The sequence below is a fragment of the Micromonospora sp. DT53 genome (genome assembly GCF_049841535.1).
Classification (GTDB): Bacteria; Actinomycetota; Actinomycetes; order Mycobacteriales; family Micromonosporaceae; genus Micromonospora.
Window position 1 is genome coordinate 148,319 of sequence record NZ_JBNCKM010000011.1, and the last position, 19,057, is coordinate 167,375.

Genomic DNA, 19,057 nt, shown 5'->3' on the forward strand with positions numbered 1-19,057 from the left:
AGCGTCGGATCAGTGCCGGCCGGGCCATCGGCCTAGGGTGGTGCCATGACCAGGCAGCTGACGGCGCCCGTCGTGGTGACCTTCGGTGTGCTCGGGCCGGTGACCGCCGCGACCGAGCGCGGCCCGGTTCCCCTGCGGGGCCACCGGCAGCGCCTGGTGCTGGGCCGGCTGTTGATCGCCCACGGTCGGGTGGTGCCTGTGGATCGGCTCGTCGACGACCTGTGGGAGGTCCCACCGGACGGCGCGGTGGGCGCGATCCGGACCTTCGTCGCCGACCTGCGGCGGGCCCTGGAGCCCGATCGACCACCCCGGCAACCGCCAGGGATCCTGGTCACCGAGCCGCCCGGGTACGTGCTGAAGGCCGCCCCGGACGCGGTGGACGCCGGCCAGTTCGAGGCGGCCGTCGGGGAGGCGGCCCGACTGTTGGCGGCCGAACGCCCCGGGCCGGCCCTGGCCACGCTGGAGACGGCACTCGGGCTCTGGCGCGGGCCCGCCTACGCCGACTGCGCCAACGAGTCCTGGGCGGTCGCGGAGATCAACCGGCTGAACGAGTTACGGATGCTCGCCGTCGAGCGACGGGCGGAGGCGCTCCTCGCGGTGGGCCGGCCGGACGAGGCCGCCGCGGACCTGCCGGCACACCTGGCCAGCCATCCGTTGCGCGAGGACGCCTGGCGGCTGCTGGCGCTGGCCCGGTACCGCGCCGGCCGGCAGGGCGACGCGCTGGCCGCGCTGCGGGGGGCCCGCCACGTCCTGGTGACCGAGTTGGGCGTGGACCCGGGGCCCGAGCTGCGACGGCTGGAGGCCGACATCCTGGCCCAGGCGCCGCACCTCACCCCGCCCTTCGAACCGGCCGCCACCCCCGGCCTCGGGGAGGTCGCTCGACCCGTCGAGGTGGGGCAGCACCCGTTCGTCGGCCGCGCCGCCGAGCTGGAGCGGCTGCGGCACGCCGCCGAGGCCGCGTCCCGACGCCAGCAGCCCACGCTCGCCCTGCTCAGCGGCGACCCGGGCGCCGGCAAGACGGCGCTGGCCGAGGCCCTGACCCGGCGCCTCGGCGCCGCCGGTTGGACCACGGCGTGGGGACGCAGCCCCGAGTACGACGGCGCCCCGCCGGCGTGGCCGTGGACCCAGATCACCGACGCGCTCGCCGGGCCGGCTGCCCCCGTCGTCACCACCGGCCCGCAAGACCGCCCGGAAGACGGGTCGGCCGACCCCGCCACGGTGCGGTTTCGGCGACACCGCGCGGTGGCGTCGCTGCTTTCGGCGGTCGCCGACCGAGGGCCGGTCCTCCTGGTCCTCGACGACCTGCACCGCGCCGACGGCGACACCCTGGACCTGTTGACCGCGCTGCTCACCGGCCCGCAGCCGGCCAGCGGGCCGGTCCTGATCCTCGGCACCTACCGGGCCACCGAGATCAGCCCGGAGCTGACCGCCACCCTGGCCCGCGCCGCCGGGCTGGAGCCGGTCCGGGAGTACCTTGCCGGCTTGCCCGCGTCGGCGACCGGTGAGCTGGCCGCCGCCATCGTCGGGGTGGAGCTGGACGCCGCCACCGCCCGGTCGATCCACCGGCGCAGCGGCGGTAACCCGTTCTTCGTCCGCGAACTGGCCCAGCTGTACGCGGATGCGGGGGAGGCGGGTCTGGCCGCCGTGCCGCCCGGGGTACGCGACGTGATCAGGCACCGGTTGGCGCAGCTGCCAGCCTCGACCCGTACCGTGCTGCGGCAGGCGGCCGTGCTCGGCCGGGACCTCGACGCGGCCGTGCTCGGCGCGTTGACCGCTGACCCGACGGCGGTGCTGGACGCCGTGGACGGCGCCCTGGCGGCCGGGTTCCTCACCGAGCGGGAGTCCGACGGGCGGCTGCGTTTCACCCACATCCTGGTCCGCGACACGCTCTACGCCGACCTGTCCGCACCGCGTCGCTCCGCCTGGCACGCGGCCGTCGCCGAGGTGCTGCGACAGCGGGAACCCGTCGAGCCGGCGGCCCTCGCGTACCACCTGCTGCGTGCCGGTGGGCCGGTCGCCGCCGCGCAGGCGTCCACGTACGCCCGGGTGGCGGCCGAGCGGGCCGAACGGGACGGCAGCCCGCACGAGGCGGCCCGGCTGTGGGGTCAGACGGTCGAGGCGTACGACCGCGCCGGCGAGGTCGAGCCGCGCGGGCGGGTGACCGCGCTGCTCGGTCTGGGGCGGGCGCTGGCCGTGACGGGCCGGTTGGCCGAGGCGCGGCGACGGCGAGCCGAGGCGATCACCGCCGCCGAATCCACAGGCGATCCGTTGCTGATCCAGGAGGCGCTGGCGGGCTTCGACGTGCCCGCCAGTTGGACGCGCAACGATGACGACCTGCTCTCCGGGCACATCGTCCGAGCCGCCGAACACGCCCTGACCGCCCTCGGCCCGATCCGCTCGGCGCAGCGCAGCCGGCTGCTGAGCACCCTCGCGCTGGAACTGCGCGGCACCACCACCGATCGTGGCCGCCGCGCCGCGGCCGAGGCCGAGACGATAGCCCGCGACATCGGCGATCCCGGGCTGCTGGCCTTCGCGCTCAACGCCCGCTTCATGCACGCCTTCGAGCGCGTCGGTCTGGCCGACGCGCGGGCCCGGATCGGCGTCGACCTGGTCGAACTGGCCGCCCGGCACCACCTGGTGACCTTCGAGGTGCTCGGCCACCTCGTCCTGGTCCAGGCCAACTGCGCACTGGCCGACCGGCCCCGCGCCGACGCGCACGCACGCGCCGCCGACCGCCTCGCCGAACGGTACGAGCTGCCGTTGGTCGGCGTCTTCACCCGGTGGTACGCCGCACTGCGCCTGGCTCTCGACGGCGACCGGGACGCCGCGGCAACCGCGTACCGTGCCGCCGCTGAACAACTGCCCGCCGACGGTATGCCGGGCCTGGCCCAGGGGTTGCTGCCGCTCGCCCTGCTCGGTCTGCGCCTGGCCGACGCCGTCAGCGACGCCCCGCCGGCAGGTGACCCCCGGCCGAGCCCCGTACGACGACCGATTCCCGGGCCGGACGACGAAGACTGGGCGCGGCTGGACTGGGGCCCGCACGAGCCCTGGGTCCGACCGCTGCTGCTCGCCGCCGCCGGCGACCGCGGTGCCACCCGGGCGGCGCTGCGGGCCCTGCCGGACGGGCCGCACGACCTGCTGCGGGAGGTACGGCTGTGCCTCACCGCGCGGGCGGCGCTGGCCATCGACGACAGGTCCACCATGGCACGCGTCGCCGTCGCGCTCCGCCCGGCCGCCGCCGAACTGGCGGCCGGCAGCGGGGTGGTCACCGTCGGCCCGGTGGCCGGGCACCTCGCCGATCTGGCCGCTGCGCTGGGCCACGACGAGGAAGCCGCCGAGCACCGCCGCACCGCCCGCGCGCTCATCGCACGCGTCCGCGCCGACGCCCCAACCTGAGCGCCACACGGCACCGCCCGCGCGCGGGCTACCCGGCGACTTGCCGGTTTCCGCCGGAACCCAGCGCCGGGTGCGGTCAGATGGAACCGTCGGCGCGTCCGCCGTCGGCCATGGTCCGAGGGGGTACGCGTGGAGGCGCTCATCCTGATCGTGGTGCTGGGCGCCACCGTCCTCCTCGGCACCACCCTCGGCGGTCGGTACCGGGTCGCCCCGCCGGTCCTGCTCATCGCGTTGGGCGTGTTGCTCGGGCTCACGCCGCCGCTGTCCGAGGTCACCCTGGAACCGGACCTGGTCCTGCTGATCTTCCTGCCGGCGATCCTCTACCGGGAGAGCCTCACCATCAGCCTGCGGGAGATCCGGGCCAACCTGCCGGTGATCGGGTTGCTGGCCGTGGTGCTGGTGGTGCTCACCATGGTCACGGTGTCGCTCGCGGCGCAGGCGCTCGGGGTGAACCCCGCCGCCGCCTGGGTGCTCGGCGCGGTCCTCGCGCCGACCGACGCCGCCGCGGTCACCGGCCTGGCCAAACGACTGCCCCGGAAGCTTCTCACCACTCTGCACGCGGAGAGCCTGATCAACGACGGCACCGCGCTTGTGGTCTTCGCGGTGGCCGTGGGTCTGCTCAGCCAGAGCGACAAACCGGGCGTGCTGGGCATCGGCGAGGAGTTCGTCGGGGCCAGCGTCGGCGGGGTGGTCGCCGGTCTGCTGGTGGGCGCCGCCGTGGTGGTGATCCGCAAACGGCTCGACGACCCGCTGCGCGAGGGCGCGCTCAGCGTGCTGACACCGTTCGGCGCCTTCCTGCTCGCCGACTCGGTGCACGCCAGCGGTGTGCTGGCGGTGGTGGTCGCCGGCCTGGTGCTCGCCTACGCCGGCCCACGGGTGATCCGCGCCCGGTCCCGGGTGCTGGCGTACGCGTTCTGGGACCTGTCCACGTTCCTGATCAACGGCGGATTGTTCGTCCTGCTCGGCACGCAGATTCCCCGCGCGGTCCGGGGTATCACCAGCACCTCGCCCGGGCGTGCTCTGGTGATCGTGCTGGTGGTCACCCTTGTCGTGATCGGCACCCGCCTGCTCTTCGTCTACCTGACCGCGCAGTCGGCGCGGGTGCGGAGCCGGCGGGTGGTGGACCCGAGCCAGGGGCCGTCCGCCTGGCGGGTGGGGACGGTCGCGGGCTGGTCCGGCTTCCGGGGCGCCGTGTCGCTCGCCGCCGCGCTGGCTGTCCCGGCGATAACCGTCGACGGCCGTCCGGTGGTCGAACGCGACCTGATCATCTTCGTCACCGCGCTGGTGATCGTGCTGATCATGCTTCTGCAGGGCACCACCCTGCCACTTGTGGTGCGCTGGGCCGGGCTGACCGGCGACCCGGAACGCGTCGACGAGGCCCGCAACGCCCGGCGGCGGGCCACCGAGGTCGGTCTGGCCGCTCTTCCCCAGGTCGCCGCCGAGGTCGGTGCCCAGGACGACTCGGTGCGTCGGTTGCGGGCCGAGTACCAACGGCATCTGACGGACCTCGACGAGGGCGGCGGGAACACCGCGGAGGAGCGTCGGCTGGAACGGCGACTGCGCCTCGGCGTCCTCGCTCACAAGAGGCGGGAGGTCACCCGACTGCGCGACAACCGGGAGATCGACGACCTGGTGCTGCAGGAACTCCAGGCCGCGCTGGACAACGAGGAGATCCGGCTGCTGGGGCGCGGGCCCAACGAGTGATCGCCGGTGGTCGTCCGGCCCGCGCCGGCTCAGAGCACCTGGTTTCGGAGCACCTGGTCTCAGAGCACCTGGTCGAGGAACCGGCGAAGCCGCGGATGCTCGGCCCGCTCGAAGATCGCCTCGGGTGGGCCGGCCTCCAGCACCACGCCCCGGTCCATGAAGGCGACGGTGTCGGCGACCTGCCGGGCGAAGCCCATCTCGTGGGTCACCACCACCATGGTCATCCCGGCGGCGGACAGGTCGGCCATCACCCCGAGGACACCCTTGACCAGCTCCGGGTCGAGCGCCGAGGTCGCCTCGTCGAAGAGCATCACCTCGGGCCGCAGCGCCAACGCGCGGGCGATGGCCACCCGCTGCTGCTGACCACCGGAGAGCTGCGCAGGCCGGGAGTTCGCCTTGCCGGCCAGCCCCACCTGTTCCAACTGGGCCCGGGCGACAGCCTCCGCCTCGTCCGCCCCGAGCTTGCGCAGCCGGCGCAGCGCCAGCGTGATGTTGCGCAGCACGCTCATGTGCGGGAAGAGGTTGAACTGTTGGAACACCATGCCCACCCGCTGCCGCAGCGCGTCCGGGTCGTCGCCCAGCACGCTGCGCCCGTCCAGCAGCACGTCGCCCCGGTCCGGTTCGATGAGCCGGTTGATGGTGCGCAGCAGGGTGGACTTGCCCGACCCGGACGGGCCGATGACGCAGGCCGTCGCCCCACGCGGCACCGAGAGGTCGACGCCGCGCAGTACCCGGTTCGGTCCGAAGGCGAGGTGCACGTCGCGTACGTCGAGGCTGACCGAGGTCGTCGTGGCGGTGGTCATCGCCGATCTCCTTCCGTCGCGTACGACACGGTGTCGTCGTCCTCCTCGGTCGACGCGGTGGCCGGCCGACCGTTGCGCAGCCGCCTGTCGATCCAGTTGACGACGTGCGTCAGCGGAACTGTCAACGCCAGGTAGCAGAGCCCCGCCAGCAGCAGCGCCGACTCGTTGCCGGTGGTGGCCGCGTAGTCCTGCCCGATCCGGAACAGCTCCCGTTGACTCGCCACCAGGCCGAGGAAGTAGACCAGGCTGGAGTCCTTGATCAGCGCGATGAGCTGGTTGACCCAGGCCGGCAGCACTCGCCGGATGCCCTGCGGGATGATCACCAGCCGCATCGCGTCGGCCCAGGAGAAGCCGAGTGCCCGGGCGCCCTCCAACTGGGCTGCCTCCACCGACTGGATGCCCGAGCGGAAGATCTCCCCGATGTACGCGGCGGCGATGAGCGACAGCGCCAGGATGCCCAACGGGTAGGGATCCGGCCCCCAGACCTGCATGCCCAGCGGGGCCAGCCCGACACCGATCAGCAGGATCGTCGCCGCGGCCGGCAGCCCCCGGAACACGTCGGTGTAGACCCGTGCCGGCCAGCGCAACCAGCGGCTGCGGGAGATCCCGGCGACGGCCAGCAGCAGGCCCAGCACCGAGCCGAGCAGGGCGGCGGAGACCGCCAGGATCAGCGTGTTGGGCAACCCGACGGTCAGCATCTCGGGCAGCGCCTCGCGCATGGCGTCCCAGTCGAAGAAGGTCTCCCACAGGGTGCTCAACGGATCCATCGGTTGCCCCTCCTACCGCCCCGCTCGCTCGTCACCGGCTCAGGACGCGGCCGACGCGGACGCCGACGGCGTGACCGACGCGGACGGTGCGGCCGACGCGGACGGGGCTGGCACGGTGCCGCTGCCGGGCTTGAAGTCCGCCGGGATCGGCCGGCCCGGGTAGTACTGCGCCTGCAACCGGCTCCAGGTGCCATCGGCGATGACCTCGTCGAGGGCCTTGTTCAGCGCCTCGCGCAGCTTGTCGCCGCCCTTGGCCACGGCGTACGCCGTCGGTGCCGGGCTGAGCTGCTTGGCCGCCACGGTGATCTTGCCGTTGCTGTCGGTGGCCGACTTCTCGCCGATCTCCGCCGGGGCGATCCAGGCGTCGGCGGTGCCCGCCTTGAGCTGGTTGATCGCGCCGTTGTAGTCCGGCACCCGCACCGGGTTGAGCTGCTTGCCGGTGGCGTAGTCGTCCTGGACGGTGCCCTGCACCACCACGACCCGCTTGCCGGTGAGCTGGTCGAAGCTGGTGATCGAGGAGCCGGCCGGGACGTCCAGACCGAAGTAGCCGAAGTCGTAGCCGTTGCCGAAGTCGACTGTCTTCTTGCGTGCCTCGGTGATGGTGATCGACGAGCTGCCGACGTCGAACTTGCGGTTGTTGACCTGGCTGAGCAGCGCGGAGAAGTCGGTGCCGACGAACTCGACAGTGAGGCCGAGCTTGCCGGCCACCGCGGTCAGCAGGTCGTTGTCGAAGCCTGTGAACTTCCCGTCCTTGAGGTACACGTTCGGCGGGGCGTCGGTAAGCGTGCCGGCGCGCAGCACGCCCGGCTGCGCCAGACCGTACGGGTTGGCGGTGGCGTCGGACGAGCTGTCGTCGCCGCAGGCGGTGAGGGCGGTGGCGGCCAGGATCGTGGCCGCGCCCAGGGCGGCGGCACGGGTCAGGGCAGGAAGGAATCGCACGGGTGTCTCCGAAGGGTGGTGTCTCGGCGCGCACGGGCGTGCGCCACCGACGGCGCGCCCGCTGGGCGTACCGGTGGGAAGGAGCTCGGGAAGGGGTGTGCTAGAGCGTGGTGCCGCGACGACAGGCGGCGCTGCACATTCGCATCATGTCCACGTGCCGTCGCCGGGTGAGGGCGGGCACGGGTCGACCGGTGCGGGAAGCCGCGACGTCGGTCGGTGGTGTGGTGCGGAGGTTGCGCATGGTTCTCCCAGGTCTGTGCTGACCTGGGTGCCAGGCCACGCTTGCACCGACGTCGTGCCGGTGCCTGGTCTTCACCCGGGGCACCCCACCGCGGAGGAGGGTTGCCGGCCAGCGAGCCGGGGCTTCGCGCTGGCGCTCATGACCTGGGCCGAGGCTAGCAGCAGGAGCGGGTGGGTCGTCCAGTCGTTATGACCACGCTCACCGTGCGCCACCGGCTGCCCGTTCGTGCGTCAACCGGCGTGCACGTGCGGTCGACGGTGCGGGTCGGGCTCCTGGCGGCGCAGGATCTCCCGGGTCACCGAGGCGATGGCGCCCTGTCCGAACGCCAGGTAGCGCAGGAAGTTGCGGGTCGGACCGCCCTCGGACCACTCGAAGTAGATGTGCGGGCGTCGCCGGCTGCGGTCGCGGATCTCGAGCAGCAGGGCGGCGAGCGCGGTGGGCACCGACGAGCTGGCCAGGCTGAGCACCGGAAAGCGGCGGTCGACCACGCTGCCGTGGACCAGCAGTTCGGTCTCGAAGTCGGACGGGTCGGTGACCTTGACCTCGACGAAGATGACGTCGCCGTCGTCGGGGAAGTCGTTGTCCGCCATGGTCTGGGCCAACTTGGCGCGGTACTCCGCCTCGTCCCGCCGGTCGGGTTCGTGGGCGATGAGGCGGATCCGCCGCCCGGCCCGTTCGTCGATCATCCGGGCCGCGACCTCGTCCAGCTCGACGTGGTCGACGCGCAGCTCGTAGGCGCGCATCAGTCGGGACAGCACCGACACCAGGATGATCGCGCCGATGAAACAGGCCGCGATCTTGACACCGTCCGGGCGTTCCACCACGTTCGCCAGCGTGGTGTAGACGAAGATCACCGCGATGACTCCGAACGCGATGGTGCGGCCACGCTGACGGCGCCGCAGCGCCGCGAGCGTCACCGCCGTCGCCGCCGAGGTGATCAACACCAGGACCCCTGTGGCGTACGCGCCGCCCTGCGCGTCCACGCTGGCCTCGAAGACGATCGTGATCAGGAACGCCACGGCGGTGAAGACCAGCACCAGCGGCCGGACGGCTCGCGCCCAGGTCGGCGCCATGCCGTAGCGCGGCAGGTAGCGCGGCACGAGATTGAGCAGACCGGCCATCGCCGATGCCCCCGCGAACCAGAGGATCCCGATGGTGGACAGGTCGTAGATGGTGCCGAACACCTCGCCGAGGTGGGCGTGCGCCAGGTAGGCCAGCGCCCGCCCGTTCGCCGGCCCGCCCGGCTGGAAGGCCTCCGGCGGGATGAGCACGGTGGTCGTCACGCTGCTGGTGATCAGGAAGACGCTCATGATCGCCGCCGCGGTGGTGAGCAGCCGGCGCGCGCCACGGATCCGGCCCAGCGGTCGTGCCTCCGAGTCCTGCGGGTCACCCCGCACGCTCGGCATGACCGCCACCCCGGTCTCGAAGCCGGACAGGCCCAACGCCAGCTTCGGAAAGACCAGCAGCGACAGCCCGACCACCAGCAACGGATCGCCGTGCCCGGTGGTCAGCATGGTGGTCCAGTCGCCGACCGCGCTCGGATGAGTCGCCACCCGCCACAACGCGTCGGCCACCACCACCGCGTTCAGCGTCAGATAGACCGCGACCAGGACGACGGCGATCCCGATGGCCTCGGTGAACCCCTTGAGGAACACCACGCCGAGCAGCGACACGAGCAGCAGCGTGACCAGCACCTCGTGCCCCTTGAGCGCGCTCGGCCAGAACGGGTTCTCGTCGATGTGCGCCGTCGCGTCGGCGGCCGAGAGGGTGATGGTGATGATGAAGTCGGTGGCCGCGAAGCCGAGCAGCACCAGCACCAACAACTTGCCCGGCCAGTAGCTCAGCAGGCGTACCAGCATCGCGATGGAGCCCTCACCGTGCGGGCTCTCCACCGCCACCCGCCGGTAGACCGGCAGCGCCCCCAGCAGGGTCACCAGCACCAGCACCAGGGTCGCCACCGGGGAGAGCGCCCCGGCGGCCAGCGCCGCGATACCCGGCTGGTAACCCAGTGTGGAGAAGTAGTCGACACCGGTCAGGCACATCACCTTCCACCACGGGTGGTGCCGGTGCTCCGGCGGGCGCCCGTGCGGCCCCGGGTGCTGCACGGCCTGGTCCGAGCCGGCGTCGAGCAGCCACCTCCGCAACCGGCCGGCGCGTCTGTCGACCTCCACCGGCGCGTCCCCCGTCATCCCGCCCACGGTCACCGTGAGTATCCGCCCGCCGGGCCCTTCCCGTCCGCCGGTGCGCGGAACCCAGCCGACGTCCCGGCGGGTTTCGGGCCCAGGACAGGGGGGAAGCAGCGCCCCGGGCTGGACCGGACGGCACCGGGGGAGGGGACAGGGCATGGTCGGCGGCCGTCGCTTCCGCCCGGGTGGTGGCTTCGGCCGCCAACTCGACGAGTACGAGACGACTGTCGGTGTGCCGCCGTCCACGGAGCCGCCCGCCCCGTCCCACGGCGGTCTGGTGGACAGCGCGGTCTACGTCGGCGGGCACCGGTTCGCCTCTCCCTCCGGCCTCGCCGAGACGTACCGCTGCCTCCAGGAGCAGGACGGCGCGATGGCCTGGATCGGTCTGTACCGACCCGACATCGACCAGATCACCTCGCTGGCCCGGGAGTTCCGGCTGCACGACCTGGCGGTCGAGGACGCCATCAACGCCCACCAGCGGCCCAAGCTGGAGCGGTACGGGCACACCCTGTTCGTGGTGCTGCGTGCCGCCCGCTACGACGACCTCCGGGAGGAGGTCGAGTTCTCCGAGCTGCACCTGTTCATCGGGCCGGGCTTCGTGGTCACCGTCCGACATGGTGAGGCGCCGGATCTGGCCGCGGTGCGGCGGCGGATGGAAACCGACGCGCAGATGCTCGCCCGGGGCTCGGAGGCGATCCTGTACGCGATCCTCGACCAGGTCGTCGACGGGTACGCGCCGGTGGTGGCCGGACTGGAGAACGACATCGACGAGATCGAGACCCAGGTGTTCGGTGGCGACCCGAACGCCAGCCGCCGCATCTACGGCCTCAGCCGCGAGGTCATCCAGTTCCAGCGGGCCGCCCGCCCGCTGCTCAGCGTGCTCGACGCGCTGGCTGTCGGCGCCGGCAGCGCCGACGAGGAACTGCGCCGCTACCTGCGCGACGTGACCGACCACCTGACCCAGGTGGTGGAGCGGGTGGACGGGTTCCGGCACCTGTTGCAGAACATCCTCACCGTCAACGCCACACTCGTCTCGCAGCAGCAGAACGAGGAGATGCGCAGCCTCACCGCGGCCAGCTACAGCCAGAACGAGGAGCTGAAGAAGGTGTCGTCCTGGGCGGCGATCCTCTTCGCTCCCACGCTCATCGGCACCGTGTACGGCATGAACTTCATCCACATGCCGGAGCTGAACTGGCGCCTCGGCTACCTCTTCGCGCTGCTGTTGATGCTGCTGGTCTGCGGCACCCTCTACGTGATCTTCAAGCGGCGCGGCTGGCTCTGAGCCGCGCGGCCGGGGTTCACTCGATGCCGCGCAGGATGTGCCGCTCGTCCTCGACGTCGTCGTCGCCGGCGCTGATCCGGCCGAGCAGCACGGCGGCCGCCCAGATCGTCAGTGGCGTGGCCGCCCCGGTCAGTCCGCCGCCGGTCCGGTCGTCCCGGGTCTGGCTCCGCTCCGTGCGCGGTGGCCTGCGCTGAGCCTGCATGGGCCCTGCCTCTCCTCGTCGAAGCCGCCGTGGGCGGCACGGGGTAGACCCGCGCCACCGGCCGGGCGAACCACCTGCGAGCAGCACACCACCGGTACGACAGCCACCCGAACCTTCCCACGTTCGGCCACATCCGCACCGCTTGTTTTCGGGTTTCCGACTGTCGCCCGCCAAACCGGACATTACGGACCGACGGTCAGGGCGGCGGGTGAGCGATGCCGCGCGCGCGGTCGATGAGCGCCGCGCCGACCACTGTCGCGGCCAGCGGCAACACCTCCAGACAGCGGCGCACCGCCCCGGATCCGGCGGGTGGCGTCCGGGTCCAGGTACAACTCCACCGCGGCGACCATTCGATCACCGTAGCGGCCGAGGTTTGCGCGCCCGGATCCAGCGGTACCTGATCGGAAAGCGACAAGGAAGGCGTACCCCGTGGATGTGAGTGACCTGCTGACCGAGGCGTACGACCGGCTGCCCGACCTCGTTCGCGCGGCCGTCGACGGTCTCAGCCCCGAGCAACTGCGCCACCAGCCCGGTCCGGGCGCCAACACGGTCGGCTGGCTGGTCTGGCACCTCACCCGGGTACAGGACCACCACGTCGCCGACCTGCTCGACGCCGACCAGATCTGGGTCAGCGGCGACTGGGCGGGCCGGTTCGGGCTCGCCGTCGAACCCGACGACACCGGCTACGGGCACTCGGCCGCTCAGGTCGCGGCGGTGCGGCCGGAGAGCGCGCAGGCGCTGATCGACTACTACGAGGCGGTCGCGGCGCGTACCGGAAGCTTCCTGGCCGGCGTGGGCCCGGCGGACCTGGACCGCGTGGTCGACGAGGGGTGGGACCCGCCGGTCACCCTCGGCGTCCGGTTGGTAAGCGTCGCCGAGGACGACCTGCAACACGTGGGCCAGGCCGCCTACGTGCGCGGCCTGATCGAGGCCGGCTGACACGCCCCTCACCCGTTTCGGGTGAACCGGGCTCACCCCGGCGCGGGTGATCCTGCGGGAGACCGTGGGGAGGGGACCTGATGGGCGCGACGGCGGAGCAGTACCTGCGACAGTTGGACACCGGTCGGCGGCCCGACCTGCCGGAGGCCACCGCGGGGACGCTGCGACTGGATGTCCGCGACGACGGCAGCACCGATCACTGGTACCTGACCATCGCCGACCAGCACGTCCGGGTGAGCCGCTCGGCCGACGACGCCGATCTGGTGGTGCGGGCCGACCGGGCGGTCTTCGACCGGATGGCCCGCGGCGAGCTGCACCCGAGCGCGGGTCTGCTGCGCAACGAGCTGACCGTGCAGGGCAACATGCAACTGCTGATGCTGCTGCGGCGGATCTTCTCCGGGCCGGACGGCGCCCGCCATCCGCACGAGCTGGGCCGGGCCGCGCTGGTCGGCCGGGCCGCGACGACCGCTCGGAATGAGCGGTCGTGAAGCAGGAACTGGTGCACGTCATCGCGGGCAACCTGTTCGCGATCAGCGACGCACAGGGCGACATCGAGGCGGATCCGCAGGCCCCGGTCGGACTCTTCGCCTACGACACCCGGTTCCTGTCGCACTGGGTGCTCAGGATCGACGGCGAACGGATCCACGCGCTCTCCCGGGACGACCTCACGTACTTCGAGACCCGCTTCTTCCTGGTGCCCGGTGCGGCGAGCCACTACGTCGACGCCGACGTGTCGATCATCAGGCACCGCTCGGTCCACGACTGTTTCCACGAGAACATCACAGTGCTCAACCACTCGTCGCAGCCGGCCGAATACACCGTCCGGGTGGAGATGGCCAGCGACTTCACCGACATCGTCGAGGTCGGGCAGCTCCGCCGGCGAGCCGTCGAGGTCACCGCCGACCCGGCGGGCCAGCGGCTCGTGCTGCGCTACCAGCGGGACCGGTTCGTGCGCGAGACCACCGTACGCAGCACCGTCCCCGCCGAGGTGGACGAGCGGGGAATGACGTTCCGGGTCCGGGTCGCACCCGAGGGGAAGTGGGAGACCGACCTGCACGTCAGCGTGACCATGGGTGGCGAGCACGGCCGGGACCTCCGCGCCGACCTGCAGTCGCACCAGCAGACCGTGCGCACGGGGATGCGCGAGGACCTGGCGCGGTGGCTGGACCGGGCGCCGCTGCTGGTGGCCGAACGCGGCGGCCTGGAAGAGCTCTACCGGGGCAGCCTCGCGGACCTGGCGGCCCTGCGCTACCAGCCGTTGTCCTACCGCGAGCGGGTGCCGATCGGTGGTCTGCCGTGGGCGATGGGGTTGTGCGGACGGGACGCCATCATCACCTGCCTGCAGACGATGGCGTTCACTCCCGAGTTGGCCCCCGCGACGCTGCGGATGCTGGCGCTCATGCAGGGCGGCCAACTCGACGACACGCTGGACGAGGAGCCCGGCAAGATCCTGGCCCAGCTCCGGTACGGCGAGACGGGGGCGTTCGGCGACCGGGCGAGCGCGCTGTACTACGGCGCGGCCGACACCACCCCGCTGTTCGTCGTCCTGCTCGACGAGTACGAGCGCTGGTCCGGTGACGCGGACCTGGTCCGCGAGTTGCGTCACCCGGCCCGGATGGCGCTGGACTGGATCGACGAGTACGGCGACCTGACCGGGGACGGCTACGTGCGCTACCAGCGCCGCAACGAGCGCGACGGCACGATCAACCAAGTCTGGAAGGACTCCCCGGACGCCATCGTCGACTCCAAGGGTCGGCAACCCGCATTTCCTCGCGCCACCTGCGAGGTGCAGGGCTACGCGTACGACGCGAAGCGGCGAGGCGCCCGGCTGGCCCGGGAGTTCTGGGGCGACCCCGCGTACGCCGACCGGTTGGAACGGGAGGCGGCGGCGCTGAAGGACCGCTTCAACCGGGACTTCTGGCTGCCACGCCGGGAGTACTACGCGTTGGCGCTCGACCCGTACGGCGAACCGGTCGATGCGCTGGCCTCGAACATCGGGCATCTGCTCTGGAGTGGGATCGTCGCCGACGACCGCGCGGAAGCGGTCGCCGAGCACCTGGTCGGGCCGCGACTGTTCAGTGGGTGGGGGGTACGCACCCTCGCCGAGGGGCAGCGCACCTACAACCCGGTCGGCGCGCACCTGGGCGCGGTGTGGCCGTCGGACAACGCGCTGATCGCCGCCGGGTTGCGTCGTTACCGCCTCGACGCGCAGGCGGCCCGGGTAGCGTCCGGCATCTTCGACGCGGCGCAGACGCTCGGTGGCGCGGTGCCGGAGGTGATCGCCGGCTACGAGCGCAGCCTGACGACCTACCCCGTCGAACTGGAGATGAGCTGCCGCCCGCAGGCGTGGTCGTCGGGTGCCCTGCTGATGCTGCTGGGCACCATGCTGGGCCTGCGACCCACCGGCGACAACCTGCTGGTGAACCCGGCGGTGCCGGAGGGGTTCGGTCGGCTGGAACTGCTGGACATCCCGGGCCGTTGGGGTCACTCGGACGCCTACGCCAGAGACCGGACCACCGAACGGCGGCACCGCTCGCGCTGAGTCGACAACCCACCCTCAGCCCGCCACCGGGGTCGACGGGCCCCCGGGTCAGCCCATGGTCTTGGCGCCGTCGATCGACTCCCGCAGGATGTCGGCGTGCCCGGCGTGCTGGGCCGTCTCGGCGATGAGGTGCAGCAGCACCCGGCGGACCGTCCAACTCGCCCCCGGCTCGAACCAGGGCGCCTTCGGCAGCGGATGCGCCGCGTCCAGGTCGAGGGTGGCGACCAACTCGTCGGTCCGGTCGGCCACCTCGTGGAAGCGCGCGACCAGCCCGGCGAGGGTCTCGCCCGGTGCCATCTGGAACTGGCCGACCCAGTCGACCGCCTCACGGCCCATCGCCTCCGCGCCGCCCACGGCGAAGAGCATCCACCGGTGCTCGACGCCGGCCACGTGCTTGATCAGGCCGCCGAGGCAGAGGCCGCTGACGGTGGGGCGGCTGGCCGCCTGCTCGTCGGTGAGCCCGTCGACGGTCTGCAGGAGGAAACCGCGGTGCCCGCGGAGCGCCTGCAGGAGGTCGGTGCGCTCACCGGTGAGCTGCTCGGTGCTGGTCATGCCGCCACCCTTCGTTGATGTCATCCGCTGCCACCGTAGGGCGAGGCACCGACACTTCCCGGGCGCGACACCCAGGTCGACGGATGACCCGCCAGCGGTTGCCGATCCGCCCCGGTGGCGGTCCACTGAATGACATGGGTGTGATTAAGGTGGGCACGTCGTCCTGGGCGGACCAGTCCCTGCTGCGCTCCGGGTGGTACCCACGCTCGGCCGGCACGCCGGCCCGTCGGCTGGGCTTCTACGCCAGCCAGTTCCCGATGGTCGAGGTGGACACGTCCTACTACGCCATTCCGGTGCCGGAGACGACCCAGAGCTGGGTGGACGCCACACCTGACGACTTCACCTTCGACGTCAAGGCGTTCAGCCTCTTCACCGGCCATCCGACGCCGGTCGCCGTGCTGCCCCGGGACCTGCGTCCGGCCGCCGGCCCGAGCCGGATCCGCCGCCGCGACCTGCCGGAGCGGACCTACGACGAGCTGTGGGCCCGGTTCCGCGCGGCCCTCGACCCGATCGCGGCAGCCGGCAAGCTCGGTGTGGTGATGTTGCAGTTCCCCCCGTGGCTGGTGCGCGGCCAGGCGGCCGAACGCCGGATCGTCGAGCTGGCGCAGCGCTGCCGGCCGTGGCGGGTCGGTGTCGAGCTGCGGCACGGCTCCTGGTTCGACGACGACGCCGCGACGGACACTCTGGACCTGCTACGCGCCAACGACCTGTCCCTGGTCTGCGTCGACATGCCACAGGGGCATCCGTCGTCGGTGCCACCGATCCTGACCATGACGGCGGAGCCGGCGATCGTCCGGTTCCACGGTCACAGCGACGCCTGGGGCGAGGGCGACAAGCAGGACAAGTTCCGGTACGCGTACGACGAGGACGAGCTTCGACACTGGGCCGGGCTGCTGGCCGAGTTCGCCGATCTCCCCGACGAGCTGCACGTGCTGTTCAACAACTGCTGCGCCGGGCAGGCCCAGCGCGACGCGACCCGGCTGGCGCAACTGCTCGCCGAGACGATGATCGCCGATCGCGCGGTCCCGGCGACCGGCTGACCGTCGCGGGTGGACCCGGCCGGACACCGGGTCCGCTCAGGACCGCCGTCCCCGGCTGCGTAGTGCGTCCTGGCTCGACTCGCCGATGTCCGCGTCGTCGGGGAAGGTCCGGCCGCTGGGGGCGGGATCGGGTGGGGCGCCCGGTCCGGCCATCGTCGTGCGGGTCGGCTCGACCGAGCCGAAGCCGTGTCGTCCCGCCGGGTCCGACCGGCCCGCCGGGGCGCCCGCTCGCCGCTCGCCGCGCCGCCCCTCGGGCACCGCGGTCTCCTCGCTGCCCTCGTCCATCGGTGAGTCGTCGTCGGCGCCCCAGGGGGCGTCGGCGTCGAAGCCGTCGCCGGTGCCCCACGGCTTGGTCGCCTCCGGCTCCAGCCGGTCGTTGTCACCGTTGCGTCCCTCGTACGCCGTCATGGCCACCCCGCTCGTCGGTCCGCCGCTGCCGGCGGACGATGTGCCGTCCTCGGGCCGGGACTGCCCGCCCGACCTCGTCGCAGCGCTCCGGCGCGTGCGCAGGGCCGGCCAGCGCCCCGCCGTCGAGGTGGCGGCGGGACGCCGGCCGGCCCGACGTTCAGCGTCCGGCCATCGCCATCGGTCGCTTGCCGTTGCTCATTCCCGCCATCTTGATCATGCTCTTCGACGCGCCCTTCATCCCACCGGCGCGACCGAGCATCCCGCGGAACACCTGGCCGGGCTTCTGCTGCTCACCCATGTACGCGGTGACCACGACCAGAGTCCCGGTCAGCGCCGGAATGGCCCACTGGAGCAGCTTCATCTGCCGCTGCGACGAGGCCACACTGGCCGGGGTCTGGTGGTTCGGCTCGGTGGCGCCGCTCACCGACGGACCGCCCGCCTTCTCCAGCCGCATGCCGATCAACCGGCTGTAGCCGGTGACCGCCAGCGCGCCGATCGTCAACGCGGTCTTGATGGCGCTGGCCCGGCCCACGCCGGACTGGGCCGCCACCCGTGGGCTCTCGGTCACCAACTCGCCGACGGCGCCGGCCAGGTGGGCGCCGATCGCGGCCGCGTTGACCGGTGTCCACTTGGACCATCCGGCCGAGGCGACCGGGAGCCGCTGGGTCGAGTCGCTGATTTTCGCAGCCGCGCCGTTGACGCCGAAGGCACCCATGAGGGAGCCGCCAAACCAGGCCGCCAGGCCCAGATCGTGCATCGAGCGCAGTGCGGTATGCCGTTCGGACATGTGATCCCCTTCCGCCGTGTCGGGCGGTGCGGCTTACCCGCCGGTCGGGCGGCTAACCCCGCCCCGGGCGGGCCGATCCGGGCCGTGACCTGCGGCTACCGGACATCCGTGGCGTCGGCGGGTCGACCTGCCCCGGGCAGGAGTCGTTCGCCCGGTGGCGGGTAGATCCCGAGCGACGCCGACGAGAGGGGAACGCGATGTCGCAGCCGGACGAGAGCCGGGAGAAGACCCCCAAAACAGACGCGGTGCTCATGCACCCCGACAACGACCCACACCGGAACACCGCAGAGGTCGCGCCCCGCAAGGAGCACGCCGAGATCCAGGTCGAGCGCGACGGTGAGCTGGTGCCGCTGGACCAGGACGAGTGATCCGAGCGGCGCCCGCGCCGGTGCGGCTCAGCGGGGCGGCAGGTCGCCGACGAAACCGGCGATCCGCCGCGCCAGCGGGGCGCCCGCGCGGACCCAGGTGAAGTGGTCCAACGCCGCCCCGGCCTGCGCCACTGTGTACCGTTCCCGGGTCACCCGCGCGCCGTCGAGCTTCGCGCAGAGGTGGTCCATGGTCTCGTGCGGGGTGAACTGGTCGTCGTCCACACTGACGGCCAGCACCGGGGTCCGCACCGCGTGGACCGCGGCCTCGGTGTCCGTACCGTCGAGCCGGGGGAACCGGCCGGTCCGCGCGGTGTACGCCCAGTCGCGGATCACGCCGCGCGCCTGCCGACCGCCGAAGCCCCAGCCCGGCCAGACCCCGAGCAGGGCCGCCGTGGCGGCGATCCCCTGGGTGTAGGGCAGCACGCCGAGGCCGCGCCGGCCCGGGTAGGTCCGCCAGTACGGGATGCCGACCGCGATCAGTGCCAACCCGTCCACCTCGTCGTCGCCGTGCAGGGCGAGGTGCAGCAGCGCGGCCTGCCCGCCGAGCGAGTGCCCGAGCAGCAGTCGGGTGCGTCCGTCCAGCCGCGGTTTGAGGGCGGCCAGGACGGCGCGGACGTCGTCGGCCAGTTCGGTGTAACCGTGCCGATCCGCCCTGCTCGGCGCGGGCGTGCTCGTGCCGGTGCCGCGCAGGTCGGCCACGACCACGGCCAGTCCGGCGGCGCGCAGCGCGGCGGCGAAGGGCCGGTAGTACCGGGCCCGGACCCCCATCGCGGGCCAGATCACGACCACCGGCGCGGCCGGCATCCCGGCCGGTTCCGGATAGATCTGCACACCCAGCCGGCCACCGTCGACCTCGACGAACTCCTGCGCGTACTCCGGATCCCCGTTCACCGGCCCAGCC

The 19,057-nt window shown here is 72.6% G+C and carries 17 protein-coding genes and 1 riboswitch; of the genes, 8 read left to right on the forward strand and 9 right to left on the reverse strand.

What is annotated here, in order from left to right:
* Window positions 1-45 precede the first annotated feature (45 nt).
* Window positions 46-3,396 (forward strand): BTAD domain-containing putative transcriptional regulator, encoded by a 3,351-nt coding sequence (locus ACLQ3B_RS29150; RefSeq protein ID WP_425783903.1) that lies wholly within the window; start codon window positions 46-48, stop codon window positions 3,394-3,396.
* A gap of 129 nt (window positions 3,397-3,525) precedes the next feature.
* A complete protein-coding gene (locus ACLQ3B_RS29155; protein ID WP_425783904.1) occupies window positions 3,526-5,100 on the forward strand; it encodes a Na+/H+ antiporter in 1,575 nt (524 codons plus the stop codon).
* Between the two features lie 59 nt (window positions 5,101-5,159).
* Here the strand turns inward: ACLQ3B_RS29155 and ACLQ3B_RS29160 are convergent, their stop codons facing one another.
* The 4 genes from ACLQ3B_RS29160 to ACLQ3B_RS29175 form a co-directional block, all read right to left on the reverse strand.
* Entirely contained in the window at window positions 5,160-5,903 is a 744-nt protein-coding gene (locus ACLQ3B_RS29160) for an amino acid ABC transporter ATP-binding protein (RefSeq protein WP_425783905.1), read from the reverse strand.
* Window positions 5,900-6,670 carry an amino acid ABC transporter permease gene (locus tag ACLQ3B_RS29165; protein WP_425783906.1) on the reverse strand — a complete coding sequence of 257 codons (771 nt, stop codon included), beginning with the start codon at window positions 6,668-6,670 and terminating at the stop codon, window positions 5,900-5,902. The genes ACLQ3B_RS29160 and ACLQ3B_RS29165 overlap by 4 nt, the downstream gene beginning before the upstream one ends.
* A 39-nt stretch (window positions 6,671-6,709) precedes the next feature.
* Window positions 6,710-7,609 carry an ABC transporter substrate-binding protein gene (locus ACLQ3B_RS29170; RefSeq protein ID WP_425783907.1) on the reverse strand — a complete coding sequence of 300 codons (900 nt, stop codon included), beginning with the start codon at window positions 7,607-7,609 and terminating at the stop codon, window positions 6,710-6,712.
* 273 nt (window positions 7,610-7,882) lie between these two features.
* A riboswitch (SAM riboswitch) is annotated at window positions 7,883-7,994 on the reverse strand.
* Between the two features lie 86 nt (window positions 7,995-8,080).
* Entirely contained in the window at window positions 8,081-10,039 is a 1,959-nt protein-coding gene (locus ACLQ3B_RS29175; protein WP_425783908.1) for an amino acid transporter, read from the reverse strand.
* A 154-nt stretch (window positions 10,040-10,193) separates the two neighbouring features.
* Here ACLQ3B_RS29175 and corA point away from each other — a divergent pair, with 154 nt between their 5' ends.
* Window positions 10,194-11,318: a magnesium/cobalt transporter CorA gene (corA, locus tag ACLQ3B_RS29180; RefSeq protein WP_425783909.1), complete on the forward strand. Its 1,125-nt coding sequence runs from the start codon at window positions 10,194-10,196 to the stop codon at window positions 11,316-11,318.
* A gap of 16 nt (window positions 11,319-11,334) precedes the next feature.
* Here corA and ACLQ3B_RS29185 read toward each other — a convergent pair whose 3' ends face one another.
* The gene (locus ACLQ3B_RS29185; RefSeq protein WP_124821494.1) at window positions 11,335-11,520 is read right to left on the reverse strand and encodes a hypothetical protein; all 186 of its coding nucleotides are present in this window, start codon (window positions 11,518-11,520) and stop codon (window positions 11,335-11,337) included.
* Window positions 11,521-11,949: 429 nt separating this feature from the next.
* On the opposite strand from ACLQ3B_RS29185, the gene ACLQ3B_RS29190 reads away from it, so the two are divergent.
* The 3 genes from ACLQ3B_RS29190 (at window position 11,950) to ACLQ3B_RS29200 (ending at window position 15,001) form a co-directional block, all read left to right on the forward strand.
* Complete coding sequence (locus tag ACLQ3B_RS29190; protein WP_425783910.1) at window positions 11,950-12,459, forward strand: mycothiol transferase; 510 nt, start codon at window positions 11,950-11,952, stop codon at window positions 12,457-12,459.
* A gap of 80 nt (window positions 12,460-12,539) precedes the next feature.
* On the forward strand, window positions 12,540-12,947 hold the full coding sequence (locus tag ACLQ3B_RS29195; protein WP_425783911.1) for an SCP2 sterol-binding domain-containing protein: 408 nt from the start codon (window positions 12,540-12,542) through the stop codon (window positions 12,945-12,947).
* Window positions 12,944-15,001 (forward strand): glycogen debranching N-terminal domain-containing protein, encoded by a 2,058-nt coding sequence (locus ACLQ3B_RS29200; protein ID WP_425783912.1) that lies wholly within the window; start codon window positions 12,944-12,946, stop codon window positions 14,999-15,001. Before ACLQ3B_RS29195 ends, ACLQ3B_RS29200 begins: the two co-directional genes overlap by 4 nt.
* Before the next feature lie 48 nt (window positions 15,002-15,049).
* On the opposite strand, the gene ACLQ3B_RS29205 is transcribed toward ACLQ3B_RS29200, so the two are convergent.
* Window positions 15,050-15,553, reverse strand: a complete 504-nt coding sequence (locus ACLQ3B_RS29205) for a DinB family protein (protein ID WP_425783913.1) — start codon at window positions 15,551-15,553, stop codon at window positions 15,050-15,052.
* Window positions 15,554-15,687: 134 nt separating this feature from the next.
* Between ACLQ3B_RS29205 and ACLQ3B_RS29210 the strand changes: the two genes are divergently transcribed.
* A complete protein-coding gene (locus ACLQ3B_RS29210) occupies window positions 15,688-16,593 on the forward strand; it encodes a DUF72 domain-containing protein (RefSeq protein WP_425783914.1) in 906 nt (301 codons plus the stop codon).
* A gap of 36 nt (window positions 16,594-16,629) precedes the next feature.
* On the opposite strand, the gene ACLQ3B_RS29215 is transcribed toward ACLQ3B_RS29210, so the two are convergent.
* Together ACLQ3B_RS29215 and ACLQ3B_RS29220 are read right to left on the reverse strand one after the other, a co-directional pair.
* Window positions 16,630-17,001, reverse strand: a complete 372-nt coding sequence (locus ACLQ3B_RS29215; RefSeq protein WP_425783915.1) for a hypothetical protein — start codon at window positions 16,999-17,001, stop codon at window positions 16,630-16,632.
* A gap of 157 nt (window positions 17,002-17,158) precedes the next feature.
* Complete coding sequence (locus ACLQ3B_RS29220) at window positions 17,159-17,788, reverse strand: hypothetical protein (RefSeq protein ID WP_425783916.1); 630 nt, start codon at window positions 17,786-17,788, stop codon at window positions 17,159-17,161.
* 197 nt (window positions 17,789-17,985) lie between these two features.
* On the opposite strand from ACLQ3B_RS29220, the gene ACLQ3B_RS29225 reads away from it, so the two are divergent.
* Complete coding sequence (locus ACLQ3B_RS29225) at window positions 17,986-18,156, forward strand: hypothetical protein (RefSeq protein ID WP_158629581.1); 171 nt, start codon at window positions 17,986-17,988, stop codon at window positions 18,154-18,156.
* A gap of 27 nt (window positions 18,157-18,183) precedes the next feature.
* Here the strand turns inward: ACLQ3B_RS29225 and ACLQ3B_RS29230 are convergent, their stop codons facing one another.
* Window positions 18,184-19,047, reverse strand: coding sequence for an alpha/beta fold hydrolase (locus tag ACLQ3B_RS29230; protein ID WP_425783917.1), 864 nt, complete (start codon window positions 19,045-19,047; stop codon window positions 18,184-18,186).
* Between the last annotated feature and the right edge of the window lie 10 nt (window positions 19,048-19,057).